This window comes from Marinospirillum sp., from assembly GCF_014859565.1.
In genome coordinates this window covers 1-4,035 of the sequence record NZ_JACUUA010000266.1, presented here as the reverse complement: position 1 = coordinate 4,035, position 4,035 = coordinate 1, and the positions used below count along the sequence as shown (strand labels likewise).

Sequence of the window (4,035 nt, the reverse complement as noted above, 5' to 3'; positions counted from 1 at the left end):
CCGTGGTTGCCACCAACACTTTTAACTGGTTGTTGAGTAGCAATTCTTCCAGATGCTGGCGGTAGGCATTACTGTTTTCAAAGCCATCGGCTTCAACGCTGCCGTGGTAAGCCTTGGCATCTATGCCATTAGTAACTAACCACTCAGCGACTTGCTCCGCGTCTCGCACCGTTAAGGTGTAAACAATACCCGTGCCCGGCAAGCTGGGTATCACTTGGGCTAACCAAGCTAAACGGGACGCCTGATCAGGCAACACCAGGGTTTGCAGAGCAAGGCTTTCACGGATGAGCGGGCCGCGATGAATCTGGATGTTGCCCAGCTGGGTTTGAATGTCCTCAACTACGCGGTTATTAGCTGTTGCGGTAGTGCCAAGTACACCAGTGTTAGCAGGTAAGCCGCGCAAAATGTTAGAAATAAGCCTGTATTCAGGGATGAAATCGTGCCCCCAATCTGAGATACAGTGAGCCTCATCGATCACCATCAATCCCAATCTATCAGAAATGGGCGCAAGCACATCATCGAGAAACTCTTGATTAGAAAACTGCTTAGGATGAATAAACAGGACATCTACTTCATTTTGCATCAGTTTTTCTAGTATGTTCGGCCTTTCTTCACGATTCGTGGAATCCCAGCGAACAGCTTTAAGACCTAAGCGAACAGCAGCATCCATTTGGTTACGCATCAACGCCAACAGAGGCGAGACAATAATGGTCGGCCCCATGCCACGATCACGAAAGATTTTGGTGCTAATAAAGTACACCGAGCTTTTGCCCCAACCGGTGCGCTGCACGACCAAAAGCTTTTGCCGATGATTGACCAAGGCATCAATAGCTTCCCACTGGCCATCGCGGAATTCGGCAGAGGGGTTAGCCAGAGCCGTTAGCAGTAATTGTTGGGCTTGTTGTTTTTGGGTGTTGGGGTTCATTATCACTCCTTGATTTACACGGCTAGCTCGCAGCTCATTAGCTTGGGTAGCAGCAGGTCACGGGCTTGGGCTAGCTTCTGGTTTTCCAGTTGTGCCATGGGTACTGATTCCCAGTGATCTTCGGATTGACTGATAAGTCATGCAGTGGTTTATCCTACATCAGCAGGGCAGGTTATGTGTAAGGGATTTAAACCAGCTCAGGAGCGAGTGGGTGGTTTTAAAAAGATCAGCCGCAATACGAGCAAGCCAGCCAGTAACAGGGCATAAACCCACACCAGTCGATAATCCAGCCGTGTCACGATCCACAGATGCAGGATACCCAGTGCGGCCGCAAGATAAATCAGTCGATGCAGGCTGCGCCACAGCAGTGCAGGCATTGCCTTGCGGATCAGTGATGGTGATGTAAGAGCCAGTAGGCTAATCAACAAGAATGCGGCAGCACCCAACTGCAGGTGGGTCACACTACCCAGCTCAAGCAGAATCCATTGCCATTGAAAAGCCTGAATGCCACCCAGCCATAGCAGCAGGTGAATCAGTAACCACCAGAATGCCCAGAGCCCCACTTGCCTGCGGGTGGCAATAAACCCCACCCAGCCGGTGAAGCGCCATAAAAATCCCCAGCTGATGGTGATCAGCAGCAAAATCAAAACGGTGTGGCCGGTAAAGTGCAATAGGGTTTCTTCTGGCACAGCACCCAGCTCATCCAGATAATAAAGCCGCAATGGGTGGATGATGGGAGCCAGGCAGGCAGCAAACACCAACCAGCGAAAAATAGTCAGTGACATCAGTAGTTCTTTTCCAGATCCATACCTTTATACAGGTGGGCGACCTGCTCAGCATAACCGTTAAACATCAGGGTGGCCTGGCGTCCACTCTTGCCTAGTCGGCGTTCACTGGCCTGTGACCAGCGGGGATGGCTGACTTGTGGGTTCACATTGGCATAAAAACCATATTCTCTGGGTGCCAGTTGTTGCCAGCTGGAAACCGGTTGGTGTTCTTGCAGGCGGATGGTGACAATCGACTTGATGCTTTTAAAGCCGTATTTCCAGGGCACCACCAGACGCAGGGGTGCACCATTCTGGTTGGGTAGGGGTTTGCCGTACAGACCCACCGCCATCAAGGTTAGCGGGTTCATGGCTTCATCCATGCGTAAACCTTCGGTGTAAGGCCAGCGGATGGTTTCCTGCTTCTGCCCCGGAAACTGCTGTGGATCATAGAGGGTTTCAAACACCACATATTTAGCACGCGAGGTTGGCTCCAGGCGTTTAAGCAGCTCACTGAGCTGGAAACCCGACCAGGGAATCACCATCGACCAGGCTTCCACACAACGCAGGCGATAAATACGTTCTTCCAGCCATTCTGGGCGGATCAGCTCATTCAGATCGTAGACACCGGGACGAGCCACTTCGCCTTCCACCTTGACCAGCCAGGGGTCGGTTTTTAAGTAATGCCCCCAGTCAGAAGGATCACGCTTGCGGGTGCCGAATTCAAAGAAGTTATTGTAGGTGGTGATGGTGCGCTCATCCGTTAGGGGTTCATCGGATGAAAACGGACTGGCTGGCACACTGGCCAGCTGTTGTTTCCAGTCAGGAAGCTTAATTGGGTTTTCCGCTGCGGTAACCATGCTCGGCAGTGCAGCAGCAAGTGCCAGTCCGGCCGACTGCTTCATAAATTGCCGCCGTTCACGATACAGGGATTCTGGAGTGATTTCGGATGTTGGAATTGTTGGATAGCGCCATAAAGCCATAAATAAATCCCTTCAAAGTCTGGAAACTGCACAATCGGACAAAAGCATGACCATGGTCAAGGGTTTCAGTTCAACTCTGATTGATATGCCGGTATGAACCCTCTAATCTCATCTCAGTTCCATTAAATTTATCGATAAGTCATTGATAAATTTAAACTAATAGGTCGATAGCAAAAGCCAATAGGCCAATGCCTAGACCAATAAACCCATGAGGAGATTCCTATGAACTGGAAAACTCGTATCACTAAAACCCTACCGGTTTTTGGCGCGGTTGGCCTGCTGGCTATCAGTGGTAGTGTGCTGGCCGGTGATGGCTTTCACAGCAAATATGCTGATCGTTTTGAAGCCCTGCCCGCCATTGCCCCCATCCCTGCTGACAACAGCCTGACCGAAGCCAAAATTGAGCTGGGTAAAATGCTGTTTTTTGAACCACGCATTTCTGGCAGTGGTGTGATCAGCTGCGCCACCTGCCATAACCCTGCGCTGGGCTGGGCGGATCGTATTCCACGCGCTACCGGCCACGATGGTCAGGTAGGTGATCGTAATACCCCCACAGTGCTGAACTCCGGCTTCTTTGGTGCGCAGTTCTGGGATGGTCGTGCGGCCACTCTGGAAGATCAGGCCTTGGGTCCGATCGAAGCGGGCATCGAAATGAACATGCCGCTGGAACAGGCTATTGCTCGTCTGAAAGAGTTTGATGCCTACAAAAAAGCTTTTGCTGCAGCCTATGGTGGTAATGGTGAGCGTCAGATCACTGAAGCCAACGTCGCCAAGGCACTGGCGAGCTTCCAGCGTACTCTGAACACGCCTAACTCACCCTTTGATCGTTACCTCAGTGGTGATCTGAGTGCACTGACTGATCAACAGAAGCGCGGCATGGCAGCTTTTGCAGACAACGGTTGTACGGCCTGTCACTCTGGTCCTGCGCTGACTGATAGCCTGTTCCATGCTATTCAGGTGCCTGGTTCAACTGATCTGGGTCGTTATCTGGTGACTGGTGACGAAGGTGACAAACACCGCTTCAAGACTCCAACTCTGCGTAACGTGGCTGTGACTTACCCCTACTTCAACAATGGTGGCACTGCCACATTGGAAGAAGCGGTACAGATCATGGGCAAAGAAATGCTGGGTCGTGAGTTCAACAAGCGCACTGTGAATGACATTGTCGCTTTCCTGCACTCTCTGACTGGTGAAATGCCACACGTTGAGATTCCTGCACTGCCCTGAGTGGTTGTGTTGAATCCAAGGCATTAAAAAGGAGCCGGCAACGGCTCCTTTTTTTGTTTTTCTTGCCTGTTGGTATGAATCACGGATAATTCGTTTTTTTCTCCGGGAGATTAAGCGGCAATGAGTCACAGTGCGA

General features: G+C 51.1%; 4 protein-coding genes. 1 reads left to right on the top strand and 3 read right to left on the bottom strand.

What is annotated here, in order from left to right; all coding sequences use genetic code 11:
* The 3 genes from IBX50_RS17990 to msrP all read right to left on the bottom strand — a co-directional run.
* On the bottom strand, nt 1-925 hold a 925-nt coding region (locus tag IBX50_RS17990), incomplete at its 3' end, for a DEAD/DEAH box helicase (RefSeq protein ID WP_292257735.1).
* Nucleotides 926-1,122: 197 nt separating this feature from the next.
* Nucleotides 1,123-1,710 (bottom strand): ferric reductase-like transmembrane domain-containing protein, encoded by a 588-nt coding sequence (locus IBX50_RS17985; RefSeq protein ID WP_292257733.1) that lies wholly within the window; start codon nt 1,708-1,710, stop codon nt 1,123-1,125.
* Entirely contained in the window at nt 1,710-2,672 is a 963-nt protein-coding gene (gene msrP, locus IBX50_RS17980) for a protein-methionine-sulfoxide reductase catalytic subunit MsrP (protein WP_292257731.1), read from the bottom strand. Before msrP ends, IBX50_RS17985 begins: the two co-directional genes overlap by 1 nt.
* A 222-nt stretch (nt 2,673-2,894) precedes the next feature.
* On the opposite strand from msrP, the gene IBX50_RS17975 reads away from it, so the two are divergent.
* Nucleotides 2,895-3,899, top strand: a complete 1,005-nt coding sequence (locus IBX50_RS17975) for a cytochrome c peroxidase (RefSeq protein WP_292257729.1) — start codon at nt 2,895-2,897, stop codon at nt 3,897-3,899.
* The last annotated feature ends 136 nt before the right edge of the window (nt 3,900-4,035 follow it).

Coding starts and splice junctions, on each gene's coding strand:
- IBX50_RS17985 (WP_292257733.1), bottom strand. CDS start 1,710: ATGTCACTGACTATTTTTCGCTGGTTGGTGTTTGCTGCCTGCCTGGCT.
- msrP (WP_292257731.1), bottom strand. CDS start 2,672: ATGGCTTTATGGCGCTATCCAACAATTCCAACATCCGAAATCACTCCA.
- IBX50_RS17975 (WP_292257729.1), top strand. CDS start 2,895: ATGAACTGGAAAACTCGTATCACTAAAACCCTACCGGTTTTTGGCGCG.